General features: G+C 62.7%; 14 protein-coding genes and 1 riboswitch. Of the genes, 4 read left to right on the forward strand and 10 right to left on the reverse strand.

Features of this window, described 5'->3' with window-relative positions; translation table 11 throughout:
• Positions 1 to 48 precede the first annotated feature (48 nt).
• A complete protein-coding gene (gene tamL, locus I7X13_RS03345) occupies positions 49 to 2,697 on the reverse strand; it encodes a translocation and assembly module lipoprotein TamL (RefSeq protein ID WP_198074349.1) in 2,649 nt (882 codons plus the stop codon).
• A gap of 14 nt (positions 2,698 to 2,711) precedes the next feature.
• On the opposite strand from tamL, the gene I7X13_RS03350 reads away from it, so the two are divergent.
• Positions 2,712 to 3,470: an RNA methyltransferase gene (locus I7X13_RS03350; RefSeq protein WP_198074350.1), complete on the forward strand. Its 759-nt coding sequence runs from the start codon at positions 2,712 to 2,714 to the stop codon at positions 3,468 to 3,470.
• Positions 3,471 to 3,622: 152 nt separating this feature from the next.
• On the opposite strand, the gene I7X13_RS03355 is transcribed toward I7X13_RS03350, so the two are convergent.
• Genes I7X13_RS03355 through I7X13_RS03365 form a run of 3 tightly spaced genes read right to left on the reverse strand, consistent with a single transcriptional unit; the run spans position 3,623 to position 6,462 of the window.
• Positions 3,623 to 4,789 carry a porin family protein gene (locus I7X13_RS03355; protein ID WP_198068350.1) on the reverse strand — a complete coding sequence of 389 codons (1,167 nt, stop codon included), beginning with the start codon at positions 4,787 to 4,789 and terminating at the stop codon, positions 3,623 to 3,625.
• Between the two features lie 24 nt (positions 4,790 to 4,813).
• Positions 4,814 to 5,890, reverse strand: coding sequence for a hypothetical protein (locus tag I7X13_RS03360; RefSeq protein ID WP_198074351.1), 1,077 nt, complete (start codon positions 5,888 to 5,890; stop codon positions 4,814 to 4,816).
• A gap of 11 nt (positions 5,891 to 5,901) precedes the next feature.
• Complete coding sequence (locus I7X13_RS03365) at positions 5,902 to 6,462, reverse strand: RNA polymerase sigma factor (RefSeq protein ID WP_211531962.1); 561 nt, start codon at positions 6,460 to 6,462, stop codon at positions 5,902 to 5,904.
• Positions 6,463 to 6,597: 135 nt separating this feature from the next.
• On the opposite strand from I7X13_RS03365, the gene I7X13_RS03370 reads away from it, so the two are divergent.
• Positions 6,598 to 7,149, forward strand: coding sequence for a hypothetical protein (locus I7X13_RS03370; RefSeq protein WP_198074352.1), 552 nt, complete (start codon positions 6,598 to 6,600; stop codon positions 7,147 to 7,149).
• 6 nt (positions 7,150 to 7,155) lie between these two features.
• Here the strand turns inward: I7X13_RS03370 and I7X13_RS03375 are convergent, their stop codons facing one another.
• From I7X13_RS03375 to I7X13_RS03395, 5 genes are all read right to left on the reverse strand, one after another.
• Positions 7,156 to 8,439, reverse strand: coding sequence for a chloride channel protein (locus I7X13_RS03375; RefSeq protein WP_198074353.1), 1,284 nt, complete (start codon positions 8,437 to 8,439; stop codon positions 7,156 to 7,158).
• A 49-nt stretch (positions 8,440 to 8,488) separates the two neighbouring features.
• Positions 8,489 to 8,561: riboswitch (Fluoride riboswitch) on the reverse strand.
• Between the two features lie 105 nt (positions 8,562 to 8,666).
• Positions 8,667 to 10,316 carry a hypothetical protein gene (locus I7X13_RS03380; protein WP_198074354.1) on the reverse strand — a complete coding sequence of 550 codons (1,650 nt, stop codon included), beginning with the start codon at positions 10,314 to 10,316 and terminating at the stop codon, positions 8,667 to 8,669.
• Positions 10,317 to 10,334: 18 nt separating this feature from the next.
• Entirely contained in the window at positions 10,335 to 12,602 is a 2,268-nt protein-coding gene (locus I7X13_RS03385; protein ID WP_198074355.1) for a heavy metal translocating P-type ATPase, read from the reverse strand.
• A 196-nt stretch (positions 12,603 to 12,798) separates the two neighbouring features.
• Positions 12,799 to 13,167, reverse strand: coding sequence for a CoA-binding protein (locus tag I7X13_RS03390; RefSeq protein ID WP_198068356.1), 369 nt, complete (start codon positions 13,165 to 13,167; stop codon positions 12,799 to 12,801).
• A gap of 72 nt (positions 13,168 to 13,239) precedes the next feature.
• Positions 13,240 to 13,665 (reverse strand): hypothetical protein, encoded by a 426-nt coding sequence (locus tag I7X13_RS03395; protein WP_233454645.1) that lies wholly within the window; start codon positions 13,663 to 13,665, stop codon positions 13,240 to 13,242.
• 146 nt (positions 13,666 to 13,811) lie between these two features.
• On the opposite strand from I7X13_RS03395, the gene I7X13_RS03400 reads away from it, so the two are divergent.
• Entirely contained in the window at positions 13,812 to 14,483 is a 672-nt protein-coding gene (locus I7X13_RS03400; protein ID WP_198074356.1) for a sigma-70 family RNA polymerase sigma factor, read from the forward strand.
• On the opposite strand, the gene I7X13_RS03405 is transcribed toward I7X13_RS03400, so the two are convergent.
• Positions 14,480 to 16,051 (reverse strand): NAD(P)/FAD-dependent oxidoreductase, encoded by a 1,572-nt coding sequence (locus I7X13_RS03405; protein ID WP_198074357.1) that lies wholly within the window; start codon positions 16,049 to 16,051, stop codon positions 14,480 to 14,482. The genes I7X13_RS03400 and I7X13_RS03405 overlap by 4 nt on opposite strands.
• Positions 16,052 to 16,200: 149 nt before the next feature.
• Between I7X13_RS03405 and I7X13_RS03410 the strand changes: the two genes are divergently transcribed.
• Positions 16,201 to 17,520: an MFS transporter gene (locus tag I7X13_RS03410; protein WP_198074358.1), complete on the forward strand. Its 1,320-nt coding sequence runs from the start codon at positions 16,201 to 16,203 to the stop codon at positions 17,518 to 17,520.
• The last annotated feature ends 148 nt before the right edge of the window (positions 17,521 to 17,668 follow it).

The raw sequence follows: 17,668 nt of genomic DNA on the forward strand, positions 1-17,668 counted from the left end.
GAGAGGCTTTTTTGCGCTAAACTGTGGCCAGCGCGACCCACCAATCCATTAGAATGGATACCCGATGCCCAGGTTGAAGGAAATGGGGTTGGCACTGGTGTCGAAGTTGCGCAGGGCCCATTTATCAGCACTCGTGGGGGCGGTGGGGTCGTAGATTTTGGTAGCAATGTCGAGGCGCAGAATCAGGAACGTGAAGTCGAAGCGCAGCCCGAAACCGGAGCCCACGGCAATCTGCCGGTAGAAAGTGTTGAGCTGAAACTGCGCGCCGGTGCGCAGGTACTCGCCGGTAGCAGGGTCCTTCTTTTCCTGCAAGCCCCACACGTTGCCAAAATCGGTGAACAGTGCGCCTTTGAAGAAGCCGTAAATCGGGAAGCGGTATTCGGCGCTGCCTTCCAGCAGCAGCTCGCCGGGCTGCTCGGTGAGGTAGTCGCGCACAAGCTGGCCGCCACTCGGGCGCAGGGGCGTGAAGCCGCCCGGCCCGAGGCGGCGCGGCTGCCAGGCCCGCAGGCTGGTGGAGCCCCCGGCAAAAAATGACTTGTCGTAGGGAATGATGTACTGTGAGTCGCTTTCGGGCGTGGTGGGGTCGTCGGTTTTAGTGAGGGCGTGCACTACCCCGCCATTGAGGCGCCACACGAAATAAGTTTGGGGCGTGAGGCGATGGTAGCGGCGGAAGTCGGCGCTGATGCGGGCAAAATCGTACACGCTCAGGCCGGTGCCTTCGTAGAGGTTTTTGCGGTAGAGCCCGCGGGTGAGGCCGCCGATTTCGCCAAAAAGCCGCAGGTAAGAGGCATCGCGGGTTTCGTTAAAATCGTTGGAATTGTAGAGTGAGGTGAAGCTGAAGCTCGGCTCGACCTGCTTGCTGAATGAGCGGTAGAGCGACGAGCCTTCCGTGACCTGCAAGCGCCGCAGGCGCACGTTGAACGAGTCGCTGGTAAAGGGCGTGTTCACGAGCGTGATGACCACCGGCGAAAACACATACTGGTGAAAAGGTGAGCGCTGCCAGATGTAATCCCAGGCAAACTCGAAGTTGGACCGGATGTATTCCGGACGCTTCACGTAGGTTTCGGAGAGCGAGAAGCGGGTTTTGGGGTTGTAGCGCGTCAGGAAATAATTGGTGCGGAAGGGCACCAGAAACTGCGGCAGCACCAGCGCCGCCGTGGCCCCGAGCTGGGTTGTATACACGTTGTCAGTCGTGTTGTCGGTGGCCACGCGCGTGAGCTGCCCCTCGAAGCCGGCCCGCACACCAAATTCCAGCACCTCGGCTCCGCCGAAGGGGTTGCGCGTTTTCAGGCGGTAGTTCAGAAACGGGCCGGGCAGGTAGGCCACGTAGGTAGCGCCCACTTCCACAGTCTGCGAGAACTTGGGCGCGGGCGAGGCGTTGATGACGGCCACCAGTTGGCCGGGTCCAGGGCGGCTGGTGCTGTCGGTGGTGGGCGGGTCGGGCACCTTGCGGTAGTTCACGGTATTGAACCGGAACATGTCCAGGTCGGCCAGCAGGCGCTGGGTCTGCATGGTGTTGGTCAGGCTGTAGTGCTGCTCGGGACGCACCAGCACCTTGTTGGCCAGCAGGCCGGTGCTGAATTTCTGCTCGTAAGCGGCGAAACGAACCGAGTCCGTGACCACTGTATCGGTGCGAATGCCCAGGCTGGGGCGAGCGCGCAGGGCGCCGGGCGTGCCGGCGCGGCGCAGGGTGTCGCCGGAGGCGCTACGCAGGGTGCGGCCCACGCCGGCATCGGTGATGAAACGGACCTGCCGCAACGTGTACACCCGGTGGCCCTGGCCCGGGGCGGGGTTGGCGATGAAGGTGCGCAGCCGGACCGTGAACTTCTCGAAGCTGGTATCGGCTTCGAGGGTGATGTACTGCTGGCGGAAGTCGTAGTAGCCCGCGTTTTTAATGAGGGTTTCGAGGCGGGTACGCTCCTGGCCGATGAGGTCCTCGTTGTAGCGGTCGTTTTCGTGCAGCAGCGTGGCTGGCTGGCCCCGGCGTACCACGGCGGCCACGCCCGAATCGGGGATGCTGGGGGTCTGCAGGCGGTAAAGAAACGGCTGGCCTTCCTTGATGTTGTAAGTTACCGTCACGCGGCGGTACTGCTTGGCGGCGTCCAGCGAATCGGGCTTGCCGGGAAAAATGGAGCCTACCGCTTTCAGGACGCGCAGCACGATGCCGCGCCGGTAGCGGGCCGTATCGGTGGCCGACACCCGCGCCCGAAAAAAGCCCTGCGACCGCAGAAAGGTCGTCATCTGCTCCACCGATTTCTTAGTGAGAGCCGTGTCGTAGATGACCGGTGCTTCGCCCAAGCGCATAAAGGCGTTGCCCTTGTCGAGGGCCAATTGCTTGCGCTTGGTTTTGCGTTCGCGCTGGGCAATGAGCTTGCCCAGTTGGGCCGAGTCGGTGCCAGCGGCTTTTATTTTGGCCGCGTAAGTGGTTTCAATCTCGCGCAGCTTGTTTTTGATGCGCACCGAATCGTAGAAGTTGAAGCCCAGGTGGTAGATGGCCAGCTTGGGCGGCAGCTTGGTGTTGGGCTTTTGCTGGGCCAGCGCAGTCAGCCGTTCTTTGTCGGCCTGCTCGATGCCCTTGATTTCGACGCGGCTGAGCAGGCGCTGCTTGGGCCGCAGCAGGCTGAATGGCGAGCAAGCCGCCAGCCCCAGCAACGCCAGCAGCGGCCCGAGCCGGTGCGCAGGCCGTAGTTTTGGCAAATAAGTAAAGCGTAATGGTTTCAAAAGCACTTGGCAAATACGTGCAGTCGCTGCACCAGAAGAAGTACCGGCACCGCCACGGGGCGTTCCTGGTGGAGGGGGGCAAAAGCGTGTTGGAGCTGCTAAGTTCCGACCTGGAAGTTGAACACGTGCTGGCCACGGCCGAATTCATCGACCAAAACCGTGCCCACCTGCCCGCCCGGCTGCCGCTCAGCGCCGCCACCGAAACCGAACTCACCCAGCTCGGCACGCTGGCCACCAATACCACCGCCCTGGCCGTGGTGCACCTACCCGCCGAAACCCCGCTGCCCCTAACGCTGCCCGAATCGGCTTTGTTGCTCGCCCTCGACGAAGTGCGCGACCCGGGCAACCTTGGCACCTTGCTGCGCCTGGCCGACTGGTACGGCCTGCCCGGCGTGGTGCTCAGCCCCGGGTGCGCCGATGCCTATGCCCCCAAAACCGTGGCCGCCAGCATGGGGGCCTTCGCCCGCGTGCGTGTCTGGGAGCGCGACCTGGCCGCGTGGCTACCCACGCTGGCCCCCGCCGTGGGCATCTTCGGCGCCGATTTGGAAGGCGACAACGTTCATCGCCTCAGCCTGCACCCCGCCGGCGTGCTCGTGATGGGTTCCGAATCGCACGGCCTCACGCCCGCCGTGGCGGCGGCCCTCACGCGGCGGCTGCACATTCCGCGCGGAGCCGGCGGCCAAGCCGAGAGTTTGAACGTGGCGATTTCGGCCGCCATTCTGCTGGATAACTTCTTTCGAAACGAGTAATTTTTAATATCAGTCATCCTGAGCGGAGCGAAGGACCTTATCACGTTTGAGTTATTCCTACGTGATAAGGTCCTTTGCTCCGCTCAGGATGACAGGCCATAAAAAAAGCGCCCCGGAATGCCGGGGCGCTTTTTTCATACTTTGAATCTGACTTAGAAACCAATAAAGCGGAAGCCAAAGCTGAGGGCGTGGGTTTGAGGGCCCTGACCTGTTTGAAACACTTCATTCAGGTTGTACTTGGCGAAAAACCGGAGGAAGTGAAAGCCCAACTCGCCTTGCAGGCCATACTGCCAGTCGTTGACGTTGAGGTCGCCGCGCAGCTTGTCCTCGTGCTTATTGTCGCTGCCGGCCAGCTTGTATTCCGTGGTGATGTTGCCGCCCACACGGTAGCCGCCAAAGGCACCAATGCCCGCCGAGAGGGTCCGCTTGTCCTCTTTGTTGCGCAGCTTTAGGCGCAGCATTATGGGCAAGTTCAAATAGTTAACTACGAGCCTGGAATCGTCAATCTGCTTGCTATCGGGCGCGCGCTCCGTAGTCGTGATGTTGCCGTTCTTCACCCACTGGTTGTTGCCGCTCAGAAGGAATCTGTTGCTCGTAAATTCAGGACCAAAGGTGATGGCCAACTTGGCGCGCTTGCTATAGGCCAGGGGCTGCACATAATCGAGGCCAAAACTGGTGATGCCCGACCCGCCCCAAAAAGACCAATAGCGCAACGGAGGAGCCGTGCTCACGCCATTGGCCGAAGAATTGACGAAGGTGTTTGGGCCGACTTCGAAGTGTAGGTCAACGGTGTGGCGGTCTCTCCGACTGGCGTTTTTCGCCGAATCTCCTTTCGCGGTGGCATGCGTGCTGCCGTTCGTGTCGATGGTGAAGGAGTTCTCGCCATCGCCTTTGTTGTAAGTGGTGATGCCGAATTTCTTATTCAGAAATACCTGGGTTTTGGTGGGGCCTTTGGTGCCGTCGGTGCCGGGCTTGTGGGCCGTGATGCGGATTTCTTCGGGCAGGTTCTGGCCGGGCTGGTCCTTGTCGGGGTAGAAGCGCATGGTCACCTGGTTGGTGGTGCCGGCTTTGGCGGCGGCCTCGGCCTGCGTGATGTAGGTGGCCAGGCGGGTGGTGAGCGAGTCGAGGTGGTAGTTTTTGAGCTGGCGCAGTTGGGCCGCATCGCGCACCGTCAGGGTGAGGGTGGCGCGGTTGGGCAGGCGCATCACAATGGTGTCCTGCACCGTAGCGGGGCGCGTCAGGCCGGTAGCGCGGGCCTCGGTCAGCCCGGCCGTGAGGGCAGTGAAGAGCAGAAAAGAGGGGAGAAAAGCGCGTTGCATGATTTCCGAGAAAGAAAAGGTGAATTACAATTGAATGGATTTTGTGACCCGGTGCCCGGCCACGGTGGCCTGAATGGTCACGTTTTCGGGCAGGCCCGTCACTTCGGCCAGGCTCACCCGCTCGCCGCGCACCAAGTGGCCGGCTTGCTGCAGGAGGCGGCCGCCCAGCCGCCGGCGCTCGGCCGGTTCGGGGCTGGCGGCTAGGGCCGAGGCCACGGCGCGGGCGGGCCGGGCCGGGGCCTCGCCGTTGCGCACCTCCACCGTGATAAGCTCGGCGGAAGGCACCAGGCGGGCGGGGTCGATTACCGTCGCGGGCGCTGGGGTGGGCGGGGTGTTGGCGGCTACCACCGGGGCCGGGTGCTGCTCGTCAGTAGCGGATTTTTGGGTCGGGGGAACGGTCGTCGTGCGGGCCACGAGGGCGGGCGAAGGGGCGGCCGCGTCCGGCTGCCAGTTGCTTCCCAGCGAGTGGCGCGGCGACAGCCGCTCGGCCGACTTACCGGCCTTTGTTGCGGTAGATGCGAGGGCCAGGGAGCGGGTTGCCTGGGCCGCGGTGTTTTTTTGAACAGAAGCAGAAACCAGGTTTTTGGTGGCTTCCAGGGTATTATTTGCAGCCACTACTGCTTCAGAAACTGATGCGGCGGTTGTGGCGGTCGTCGTCGTAGCGGCCTTTGAGGCTGCCGTGGCGTTGGGTGCGGTGGCACCTATCGTAGCCTTGCTCGCCGCAGCATTCGCACCATCCGCTTTTTGAACGGCCACGTCATTGCCGTCTGCTTTACCGGCCGGGAAGCCGAGCCATAGGCCAGCCCCGCCGGCCAGCAGCAGGATGAGCACAGCAGCGGCCATGGCCATGGGCCACCACGCGGCGGCGCGGCGCTGGCGGGGGCGCAGGTGCTCGTCTTCGAGGCGCTCCCAGAGCTCGCGGCGCGGGGGCGTGGCGTGGGCGGCGAGGTTTTTTTGGAACAGCTCGTCGAGGCGTGGGTCGTGGGCTTCGGGCTGGGGGGCGCTGGCTTGCAGGCGCGCCCAGAGGTCGTCGCCGGTCGGAGTGGCGTGGCCGTCGAGCTGGCGGCGGAATAAATCGTCGATATTATCTTCGGGAAGCATAAGAATAAGAGCTAATTCGCCGAAATGGCGGAAAACTGAACGCGCCGCTGAAGCATGGCGCGGGCCTTGCTCAGCTGCGATTTGCTGGTGCCTTCGCTGATGCCCAGCAGTTCGGCAATTTCCTGGTGGCCATAGCCTTCCAGTGCGTAGAGGTTGAAGACGGTGCGGTAGCCGGTGGGCAGGGTGGCCAGCAGAGCCATCAGGTCCTCGGCCTGTAGTTGAGTATCGGCGGTGGCAGCGGTAGTGGCCAGGTTTTCGGGCTGGGCAAAGTCCTCAAACGACACGGTCATCATCTCGCGCTGGCGTAGCTGCATCAGCGCTTCGTTCACCATAATGCGGCGCACCCAACCCTCAAAGCTGCCTTCAAAACGGTAGTTGGGCAGGGCCCGGAACATCTTGGCAAAGCCCAGAATAAGGGCTTCTTCGGCGTCTTCGCGGCGCTTGAGGTAGCGGCGGCACACGGTGAGCATCAGTCCGGCCAACTGGTCGTAGAGCTGGCGCTGGGCCCGGTGCTCGCCCCGCACACAAGCAGCGATGAGGTCGGCTTCGGTCGTCACGGTAAGGGTGGGCAAAGGAGCAGAAGGGATGGTGAGTCAGGGCGGCAGATGCGAAAAGGACGGGAAGGGTTGCCTGAGGCGGGAAGTTTTTTTTGCGCCCCATTCGTTGGATTTGATGGAGTAGATTCGCAGGCGCTAATCAAGGCCATTATGCTGAAACTGCTACCCTTCCTCCTGTGCTCGCTGGCCGTCTCACGCCTGGCGGCGCAGCAGGCACCCGTTAAGTCGGCTGATTACCGGAAATACACCGCTGCCTTGGGCATTTTGGGCAATCCCAAGGTGTTGGGCGTGCAGGCAGAAGGGCGTTTTGGGACGCATTTTGGCGGGCGGCTGGTGGCTACGCAGGTATTCGATTCGCACCGGCAAAACGAATTTAGCGCCGGGGGCCTCGGCTTGCTCACCTACTACATTCCCCTGAAAAACCCGCGTCTGGAACCGGTGGTTGGCATCGGTGGCGTCTATTCGCTGTACCACTGGGACCTGGGCCCCAATTCCAACAACAGCAATACCAAAGGCAACCTGACGGACTTCAACGTGGGCGGCGGCATGGGCCTGAACCTGCGCTTCAGCAACGATTTCCGGGCCGGCATCAACGTACTATTGGCGAATGGATTCGTGGCCGACTATCAGGCCGGCGATATGCGCGTTGCAAGTCGGAAGCTGCTCGTGATGCCCGCCCTCACGTTTGATATTCTGCTGTAGGTCTGGCTAGGGCAGCTCGCGCAGCGGGCGGCCTTGCTGCCGGCCATCGCGCAGGTGCTTGGCCTGGCCCACCACCTGCGCCCCGTAGATGCCGGTGTGGCCCGAGAACAGATACGCCACCACGCAGGCCATGGCCAAGTACACGCTGGCGTTGGCTCCAAAAAGCTCCAGGCCCATCAGCAGGCAGGCCAGCGGCGTATTGGCCGCGCCGGCGAACACGCCCACAAAGCCCATGGCGGCCAGCAGCGCCACGGGCAGCGGCAGCACCACCGCCAGCGCACTGCCCAGCGCCGCCCCAATAAAAAACAGCGGTGTGACCTCGCCGCCCTTGAAGCCGCAGCCCAGCGTGAGGGCCGTGAGGGCCAGCTTCCAGGCCCAGTCGGTGGGGGCGAGCGGATGCTGAAAGGCTTCGACAATCACGGGGATGCCCAAGCCGCCGAACCGCAGAGGACCGGCCACCCACAGCAGTCCGGCCACCACCACACCACCCACTACTGGCCGCAAAGGCGGGTAGCTGATGCGGCTGAAAACTCGGCCGATGCCGTGCGTGAGGGCAGCAAAAGCCCGGGCTGTGAGCCCGAATAACGCGCCCGTCAGCAGGGTGCAGCCCAGCAAAAGCGGCGTGAGGGGCAGCTCGCCCAGTGTGGGGTAGTGGGTGTGGCCCACGCCCCAGGCCCGCGTGACCCAGTCGGCCGCCACGGCGGCGAGGAAGCTGGGCAGCACGGCATCGTAGCGAATGGAGCCCAGCAAAAAGACTTCGAGCCCGAACACGGCCCCGGCCAGCGGCGTGCCAAAGACGGAGGCAAACCCCGCGCTCATGCCGGCGATGAGCAGCAGGCGGCGGTCGCGTGGGCGCAGGCGCAGCCAGCGGGGGAGCTGGTCGGCCAGGGCCGCGCCCATTTGCACGGCCGTGCCCTCGCGGCCCGCCGAGCCGCCGAACAGGTGCGTGGCCAGCGTGCCGCCCAGCACCAGCGGCACCATCCGCAGCGGCAGCCGCTGGCTGGGCCGGTGGATTTCATCGAGAATAAGGTTGTTGCCGCGCACCGCCCGGCTGCCGAAATGATGGTAAGCCAAACCGATAAGCAGGCCCGCCACCGGCAGCAGCGCCAGCACCCAGGGGTGGGCTTCGCGCCAGCGCGTGACCCAATCGAGCGACACCAGAAAACCGGCCGAAGCCGTGCCCGCCAGTGCGCCTACCAAGCTGCATATCAGCAGCCAGCGCAGTAGAAATAGCAGAACCGAGACGAAGTGGGAGGCCCGCAGGCGGGCAAAAGAGGCGGATGCAAACATGGGTGCGAACGGCAGGATGAACCATACGGCACTGCCATCGGGGCTGTGCCGTTTCGTAGGAATCATCAGCGCGGGGCGGGGGCTCCGGCGGTTCGCGGTGGCAATCCATCACCGTAATCTGAGGCCAAATATAAACGGCACTTGCTGGCGGGGCATTGGGCGCGATGAAAAGAAAACGCAGCGCCATGTTATTGGCACTGCGTTCAGCCACTAAGCAGTCAGCCGCTTTACATTTTCATGCCTGGCATTCCGCCGTGCTTCATGCCGCCGTGGCCCATATGCATGCTCATGCGCGGGGCAATGAAGCGGAGGTACACTTCGAAGGAAAGCGGGTTGCGACCGTAGGCCGTGAGCAGGGCGGCATTCTCGGTATTATAGGTATTGAGGGTGCCAGTGAGGCCAAGGTCGAGCCAGCCGGCTTTGGTTTTGGCGATGTATTTGGACGCGCCCAGGGTGAAAGCCGCCACCTGGCGGTTGGCGTGGGCGTCGTGGTCGGTGGCGGCGGGCAGTAGCAGCTCATCGTAATTAAGCTGCAGCGTTTCGAGGCGGGTGAAAAGATTGAATTGCCGGGCCTGGAGGTTGCTTTCGAGTAGAAAGGAATGAGAATAAGTCGTTTCCTCACCAATGCCGCTGTGCCGGTTCATGCCCCACACGAAGGTGGACGACAAAATACTTTCCTTGCCCACATTGGCATTGTGCATCACCGAGGCGGTGGTCCGGTCCACGTTGTCGTTGGGTTCCAGTTCTTCCGGGCTTTTGAGATGGGCAGCCGAAACCTGCAGGGCCAGATTATCGGACGGGTTTACCGAGAGGCGGGCGCTGTAAGAATCGAAGCGCGGCCGGTCGAAGCTGTAGCGGTTTTCGTTGGGCTCACGGCCGGTGAAGAGGGAGCCCTCGAGCTTGGCGTTGCGGTAGCGCACGCCCACCGTGGCCACACCGAACTGGATGTGCGTAGCATCCTGCCAGTGGTGGCCCAGTGGCGCTGCAGGCAGGTTGGCCGCCGAGGGCCGGTGCATGAACACGGGCGGCCCGATGGCCGGCTCGCCGGGGTAGCCGAGGTAGCCGGTCAGGTCTACGTCTTGGCTGGCGGCGTAGGTGTAGCCCAAGGCCAGCGCGCTCACGAGGTCGTGCGGGTGCTGGTTGTCATGCAGCTTTTCGCCCTTCCAGGATTCGCCGGTCTGGAACAGCAATGGGTAGCCCGCGCCGCCCACCGTCACGGGGTCGGCCGATACCATGGCCTGAATGCTGAACAGCCCGCGCTCGCCCACCAGATGGTTGGCCATGCCCATTACGTAGGAGTTGGCCCGGAAATTAGCATCACCCCGCAGCGCGCTATGGTTGAAGTTCTGGCTGGTGTAGCGCAGGAAAACGGAATACATCAACATCATGTCCCAGCCTTTCGCCTGGGCCATCTGCATGTACATGGGCGAGGAATCGGGATGCCAGCTGGTGCCCGAGCCCTGCCGCGTCATGGGCAGGTTTTTCGAAAACGAGTTGCGCATTTCCATCATCATGTCGCTACTGTCGGCGGCCATGCCAGGCATGGCGGTATTGCCACTCGAGCCCATACTCATGCCGGGCATGTCGTGGGCTGGCCGGGCTGCAGGCGCTGGCTCAGCTGCGGGCGCGGGCATGTTCATGCCGGGCATGTCCATTCCCGGCATGGCCGGTGCCGCTTTGGCGCGGGTCGTATCGGCAGCGGCGGGTTTTGGGCGCGGTGCGGGGGCCGGGCGAGTGGATATGGGTTTTGGCTTGGGCGCTGCCGGCTTAGGCTTGGCGGCCGGCATCTGCATATTCATGCCCGGCATGTGGGTGTGCTGGGCGAAGGCCGAAGTGCCTACTAACAGGCCAAAGGAAGCCAGAAAAAGATTTTTCATAGAAATGAGCGTGAGTGATTACTCGGCCCGGAAGCCCCGCAGGCGCAGTGAGTTGGTGAGCACCGATACGGAACTCAGCGCCATCGCGCCAGCCGCCAGCATGGGCGACAGCAGAATGCCGAACACTGGATAGAGCGCTCCGGCCGCGATGGGTATGCCCAGCGTATTGTAGATAAAAGCGAAAAACAGATTCTGGCGAATGATGCGAATGGTTTGGCGGCTGAGCTCGATGGCCGTAACCACGCCCCGCAAGTCGGAACGCATGAGGGTGATGCCGGCGGTTTCCATTGCTACGTCGGTGCCGCCGCCCATGGCCAGGCCGATATCGGCCCGGGCCAGCGCGGGCGCGTCGTTGATGCCGTCGCCCACCATGGCCACCACGCGGCCCTCGGCTTGCAGGGCCTGCACCTGGGTGGCTTTTTCGGCGGGCAGCACCTCGGCAAAGTAGCGCGTGATGCCTACCTGCGCCGCTACCTGAGCGGCGGTTTCGGGGTTGTCGCCGGTCATCATCACTACTTCTAGTCCCATTTTTTGCAACTGCTGAATGGCCGCCCGGGAGGTCTCGCGTACCGTATCGGCCACGCCGATGAGGCCCGCCGCCTGGCCCGCCACGGCCACGTAAAGCACCGTTTTGGCTTGGGCGAGGAGCTGCGCAGCCTGCGTGGTGAGGGCTGGCGGCAGGTAAATTCCCGCTTCGGCCAGCAGGCCGGCATTGCCGATGAGCAGGGCCTGGCCGGCCACGGTGGCCGCTGCACCCCGGCCTTCGACGGCCCGAAAATCGGTGGCTGGCGGCGAGGCCACGTTTTGCACCTCGGCGTAGCGCACTACGGCCGCCGCCAGCGGGTGCTCGCTCTGGCGCTCCACGGCGGCTACCAGCGCCAGCAAATTCTCCTTGAGCTGGCTAGGAGCGGCCCAGAAATCCGTCACGGCCGGCTCGCCCCGGGTGATGGTGCCGGTTTTGTCGAGCAGCACGGTGTTTACCTGGTAGGCTTTTTCGAGGGCTTCGGCGTTGCGGATGAGCACGCCGTGCTCGGCGCCCTTGCCGGTGCTCACCATAATGGCCGTGGGCGTGGCCAGGCCCAGCGCGCAGGGGCAGGCAATAATCAGCACGGCCACAAAATTGACCAGTGCCAGCGGCAGGCGCGTGCCGGCCGGGGCCAAACCGAACCACAGCCCAAACGTGAGGATGGCGATAAGCACCACCGTGGGCACAAACACGTTGCTCACCTTATCGGCCAGCCGTTGAATGGGCGCGCGGCTGCCCTGGGCATCTTCCACCAGCTTCACAATCTGCGCCAGCAACGTATCGGCCCCAACCTTAGTCACACGGAAGCGGAAAGAGCCGGTTTTGTTGAGCGTGGCCCCGAACACGGCGTCGCCGGCCTGCTTTTCCATGGGCAGGCTTTCGCCCGTGAGCATGGCTTCGTCGAGGGTCGAGCGGCCTTCGGTGATGAGGCCGTCGGTGGCCACTTTCTCGCCGGGGCGCACCAGCACAATATCGCCCAACTGTACCTTATTAATAGGCGTGTCGATTTCCTGACCATCGGGACGCACCACGCGGGCGGTTTTGGCCTGCAGGCCGAGGAGGCTGCGCATGGCGGCCGAGGTTTGGGTTTTGGCGCGCAGCTCCAGCACCTTGCCCAATAATATCAGGGCAATGATGGTGGCCGTGGTGTCGTAATACACTTCGGGCCGCAGCCCCCGGCTGAGGAAAAACCCGGGCGCAACCGTGGCGGCGAGGCTATAGACAAAGGCTGCGCCCGTGCCCACGGCAATCAGCGTGTCCATATTGGCGGCCCGGTGCCGGAGGCCGTTCCATGCCGAAACATAAAATTCGCGCCCGCTGAACAGCAGCACCGGTAGCGTGAGCAGGAGCAGGGCCCAGTTCAGCCATTTCATGTTGAGGCGGGCCATCATCGCGGGCCAGAGCATGAGCATGCTCAGCGCCATAATCACGGCTGCGAGTGCCGCGGCCACGCCAAAGCGGCGCTTGAGCTGGCGGTAGGCCGCTGCTTTCTGGGCGTCGACTTCGGCCTGACGGTCGGCCGCGCTGGTGTCGGGCGCGCGCTCCACCACGCCGTAGCCGGCATTTTCTACGGCTGCTTTTAGGGCGGCAGGCGTGGCTTGGTCGGGCCGGTACTGCACGGTGGCCTTTTCGGTGGCGAAGTTGACGAGGGCACTTTGCACGCCCGGCGTGCGGGCCAGCGACTTTTCCACCGCCGAGGCGCAGGCCGCGCAGCTCATGCCTTCAATGTCGAGGGTGGTGGTTTCGGGGGAGGGTGACATAGTGGTAGGAGCACCGTGATAGAGGTGCCGGGGTATGGTGCAAAATTCGGGCATTGCGGCCCCGCCTCTGGTACGGAATAAGGCCAAAAAGATGCAGAATTCGCCCCTTGCCGGCCATCGGCTGCTAGCCCGCAAAAGCAAGCGCGCCCCCCGAAAGTTGATTTCGGGAGGCGCGCAGTTGGCATTATCAGGTTAGTTAATACTGTCCAATCGAGAGCAGTACCAGCGTGCAGGCTTCTTCGGTCTGGATGCCGCGCTGTTGGGCCAGGCGCTCCAGCTCAGGATTTTCGGTGCCGGGGTTGAAGAGAATGCGCTTGGGTTTGAGGTCCAGAATGTAGTCGTACCAAGCGGGCTGGTTTTGCGGCCCCACGTAAAGCGTCACCGTATCGATGTCGTTTTCCTGGGGGCGGTCGGTGTGAATGTCGAGCCCCGCCACCTGGCCTTTGCGGATGCCCACGGGCACCACTTCGTGGCCGTGGTTTTTGAGCATGTGCGCCGCCCGGTAGGAGTAACGGGAGGGATTATCTGAGGCCCCGAGAACGAGGGTTTTTTTCGTAGATTCCATGGGTAGTTAAATACGTGCGGATGCAAAAACGTTCGTGCTCCATACGCAATAACCGCTTGTGGGGCTGCCAGGTTATGCTTGCGGCTGGTCAGATGCTTCCAGGTGGCCCAGTGCCCAGGCTCCCACGGCTATCACTAGGTCGCGTACGGCTACGTCGAGGTATCGGCCGCTGCCCAGCAGCGTCAGGGCAATGGCCGTGAGCCAGGCCATTACCACGCGGGCCCCGAGGCGGGGCCGCCACAGCACCAGCGCGCCGGCCGCAATTTCAATGGCACCCACCAGCATCATAAATGAATGCGCCGGAACGGGCAGCATCTTCACCAGGCCCGGCGCGAGGTAAGCTTCCCAGTTGGTGAGCAGGTTCGTGAATTTGTCGAGGCCGGCCACGATGGGCACGATGCCGTAGGTGAAGGTCAGGACCCGGACTACGGTGTGGACCGGGCCGGTCGCGGGCCGGGCTTCCGGCCCGGCGTAGGGGAAGTTGGCGGAGGGTAACATGGCAATGGGGTTTTAATGGGTTGTTGCCATTGGATGAATTACCCCTGCGGCGGGTTACATTTTATTATTGCTATTTTCTGTAACCGAATTCCAGGTTGGGGCATCTAAAGAATATCCCGTCGAAAACCATTAGCGCACCATCCATCATGCTGCCGCCCCTGGCCCTCATGCCATACAGCCCGCTTACCGACGCTGAAATAATCAGCCGGGTGCTAGCGGGCGAAAAGCAACTTTTTGAACTGCTCATGCGGCGCTATAATCAGCGCATGTTCCGCACCGGCGTGGCCCTGTTGGGGCACCCCGCCGCCGAAGAAGCCATGCAGAATGCCTGGGTAAAGGCCTATGTGCAGCTCGGTGGTTTTGCGGGCCGGGCCAGCTTTCCGACGTGGCTCACCCGCATCATGCTCAACGAATGCCTGATGGACCGGCGGCGCCAGCAGCGCTTTGTCGACCTCAACACCCCCGACGACGAGCCGGAGCCCGCCGCTGCTGCCCCCACGCCACTGCAAACCGTGCTAAACGACGAGCTGCGCGAAGCCCTCGAAGCAGCCGTACAATCGCTGCCCGACAAATACCGCAGCGTATTCGTGCTGCGCGAAGTAGAAGGCCTGAGCGTGGCCGCCACCGCGGGAGCCCTGCAGCTCAGCGAGGCCAACGTGAAAGTGCGCCTGCTGCGGGCGCGTGAGCAGCTGCGCACCCAGCTGGCCGGTTTTGCCCCGCAGCACACCTTTGCCTACCTGGGCGCGCGCTGCACTCGCATGGTCCGCCGGGTGCTGGCGCGCCTCAGCGCCATGCCACTGCCGCTGGCCCGCAACTAGCGGCTCACCGCGGCCCGCACGGCCTCGGCACACCGCTCGCCGTCCATTGCGGCCGACACAATGCCGCCCGCGTAGCCCGCGCCCTCGCCGCATGGGTACAGCCCCGCCACCATCGGGTGCCGAAGCGTGTCCTTGTCGCGCGGAATGCGGATGGGGGCCGAAGTCCGGCTTTCCACGCCTACAATCTGGGCAGCATTGGTAGCATAGCCGGGAATTTTCCGGCCGAAATCGCGGAAGCCCTGGCGCAGCCGTTCGGCCAGCACCGGCCCGAGCACGTCGTCCATGCGCACAGACACAAGGCCGGGCTGGTAAGATGTTTCGAGCAGACTGGCGGAGGTTTTGCCCTTGAGAAAGTCGCCGAGCAACTGGGCCGGGGCCTGCTGCGTGCCGCCCGCCGCCTGGCAGGCCAGCTGCTCAATCTGCTGCTGAAAATGCAGGCCGGCCAGCGGGCCATGCTGCTTCACGTCCATGTCGCTCAGTTCCACGGCGGCCACAATGCCGGAGTTGGCAAAGCGCGAGTCGCGGCGGCTTGGGCTCATGCCGTTCACCACTACTTCGCCCGGGGCCGTGGCCGCCGGCACGATAAAGCCGCCAGGGCACATGCAAAACGAAAACACGCCACGCTGCTCGCCGCGCACCTCCGTCTGGTGCACCAGCGAGTAGGAGGCGGCCGGCAGCAGCCCGCGTTCGGCCCGGCGGTATTGCGCCTGGTCAATCAACTCCTGCTGGTGCTCGACGCGGACACCCAAGGCAAACGGTTTAGCCTCGATGAGCACGCCGCGCCGGTGCAGCAGTTCGTAAATGTCGCGGGCTGAGTGGCCGGTGGCCAGAATGGTCGCCTCCGCTTCGATGCTCTCGCCGTTGGCCGTGACTATGCCGCGCAGTTGGTTGTTGTCAAGCAGCAGGTCGGTCACGCGGGTTTCGAAACGCACTTCTCCGCCCGCCTCGATAATGGCCTCGCGCAGGGCCTGCACCACGGCCGGCAGTTTGTTGGTCCCAATGTGGGGGTGAGCATCCACCAGAATGTCGGGCGTAGCGCCGTGTTGCACCAGGCGGCGGAGCACACGGCCCACGTCGCCGCGCTTAGTAGCCCGGGTATAAAGTTTGCCATCCGAATACGTGCCAGCACCGCCTTCACCAAAACAGTAATTGGAGTTGGGGTTCACCAGATGCTCTTTGTTGATGGCGGCGAGGTCGCGGCGGCGGGTACGCACGTCTCGCCCGCGCTCCAGCACAATTGGTTTCAACCCCAACTCAAGGCAGCGCAAAGCAGCAAATAACCCCGCCGGGCCAGCGCCAACTATAAGCACACGCGGGCTATTAGATTTCACATTTGGATAAATAAACCAGGGTCCAAATAACTCGCCCGGTGGAGTGCTACGGTAAATGTCGGCGCGTAGGCGCACGAGAGGTTGGCGGCCCCGAGCATCAATGGAACGGCGACGAAAATGCACAAAATCCGCTTCGCCCGGCACTAATCCAGCCTGCTTTAAAATAGCTTCGTAGCGGGCTAGCTCATCAAATGCGACTTCCGGGGCAAGGAGTATTTCTAATTCTTGTTTTAACATTTGTGTAATTTGAAAGGTGGCTATCCTTTTGATTATCGGCAGTGAATTGATTAATGCCTTTGCAAAGTTACGGCCATTACAACAGCGTATTTCGAGCAGAAAAGCGAAAGGTCTCAGCCTTGGTGCGACGCAAACCGTTTATTTGCTTCATGACTACAACTACAGTTTTCCCGCCGGTTTCGCGACTGCGTTCTATCATCAGCGGCTCCATCGGCAACCTGGTTGAGTGGTATGACTGGTATGCCTACTCGGCCTTTGCCCTCTACTTCGCTCCCGTCTTTTTTCCCAAAGGCAGTACCACGGCCCAGCTTCTGAATACGGCCGCCATTTTCGCGGTGGGCTTTCTCATGCGGCCGCTGGGAGCTTGGCTGCTGGGCGCGTATGCCGACCGCAATGGGCGTCGGGCCGCGCTGTTGCTTTCGGTGCGGCTTATGGCCGGCGGCTCATTGCTGATTGCCGCCGCGCCCGGTTACGCCAGCATCGGGGTAGTCGCGCCGGCACTGCTACTGCTGGCTAGGCTGGTGCAGGGCATAAGCGTGGGAGGCGAGTACGGCACCTCGGCCACATACCTGAGCGAGATGGCGGGCGCGAAGCACCGGGGTTTCTGGTCCAGCTTTCAGTACCTCACCCTGATGGGTGGGCAGCTGCTGGCGCTGGTGGTGCAGCTGGGCCTGCAGCAGCTGCTCACCCCGGCGCAGTTGGGTGAATGGGGGTGGCGCGTTCCGTTCGTCATCGGGGCACTGGCGGCCATGGGCGCACTGTATCTGCGCACGCATATGGGCGAGACGGCTGCTTTCGAACAGCAGCAAAGCACCGTTTCGGCCAACCCCGAAGGCAAAGGCCGCGCGCCTTTGCCCAGCCAGTTTCGCCTGCTGATGCAGTACCCGCGGGCGGTGCTCACCGTGGTCGGCCTCACGCTGGGCGGCACGCTGGCGTTCTACACTTTCACCACCTACGCCCAGAAATTTCTGGTCAACACCTCGGGCTTCACCAAGGAACAGGCTACCATAATTTCGTTTGGGGTGATGGCCGTGGCGCTGTTGTTTCAACCCTTGCTGGGCGCTATTTCCGATAAAGTAGGGCGGCGGCCCGTGCTGCTGATGTTTGGCATTGGGGCTACACTGGGCACGGTGCCGCTGCTGCGGCAGCTGGCCCAAACCCACGATGCCTGGTTGGCAGCAGGCTTGCTCGTCGCGGCGTTGTTTGTGGTAAGCGGCTACACGTCCATTAGCGCGGTGGTGAAGGCCGAACTGTTTCCGACCGAAATCCGGGCGCTGGGTGTGGGTTTGCCGTTTGCCCTCACGGTGGCCATTTTTGGCGGCACGGCCGAGTACGTGGCGCTATTCGCCAAGCAGCACGGCGTGGAAGAATGGTTTTATTGGTACGTGACGGGCTGCGCGCTGCTTTCGCTGCTGGTGTACTGGCGCATGAGTGAAACGCGGGCCGAGAAGGGCGCAATGGTAGAGTAGGGATTGAGCGGAGACGCACTGCTATATGCTATAATATGCTCCACCAAGTTTATTTGTCTAAATAAATTATTTTATATATATTATATATCAAATCCGTCCGGCAGCAGCTCGAATTCGTCTGCCGAAGTGTTTCAGCCTGTTTATTCAT

Source organism: Hymenobacter negativus, assembly GCF_016056375.1.
In the GTDB taxonomy this organism is placed as follows: domain Bacteria; phylum Bacteroidota; class Bacteroidia; order Cytophagales; family Hymenobacteraceae; genus Hymenobacter; species Hymenobacter negativus_A.